Origin of the sequence: Sphingomonas sp. Leaf22 (assembly GCF_001421715.1) — a bacterium.
In the GTDB taxonomy this organism is placed as follows: domain Bacteria; phylum Pseudomonadota; class Alphaproteobacteria; order Sphingomonadales; family Sphingomonadaceae; genus Sphingomonas.
Genome location: NZ_LMKP01000041.1, coordinates 1 through 260, shown reverse-complemented (window position 1 = coordinate 260; position 260 = coordinate 1). Strand labels below are relative to the sequence as shown.

At 65.1% G+C, this 260-nt stretch carries 1 protein-coding gene; it reads left to right on the top strand.

The genetic code is table 11. The features are described 5' to 3' along the window. Positions 1–4: 4 nt before the first annotated feature. A partial coding sequence (locus tag ASE70_RS21115) for an IS1/IS1595 family N-terminal zinc-binding domain-containing protein (protein ID WP_443024890.1) occupies positions 5–260 on the top strand: 256 nt, incomplete at its 3' end.

Genomic DNA, 260 nt, shown 5'->3' with positions numbered 1-260 from the left:
CAGGATGCGTTGTCCAGCGTGYGAGGGGACCGACCTKATCAAGCGGGGCCGCARGTCGGGCCATCAGCGCTATGTGTGCCGGGCCTGCGGTCGATACTGCACCGACAGCCAGCCCAGGTTCAGTGCCGRGACGAAAGCYYTGGCGATCGAGATGTACATGAAYGGCATGGGCATCCGGGCGATCGGCCGGGTGCTGGGAGCATCGCCGGCGGGGGTSCTCAAATGGATCCGCAAGGAGCATGCGACGCTGCAAGAGAAGC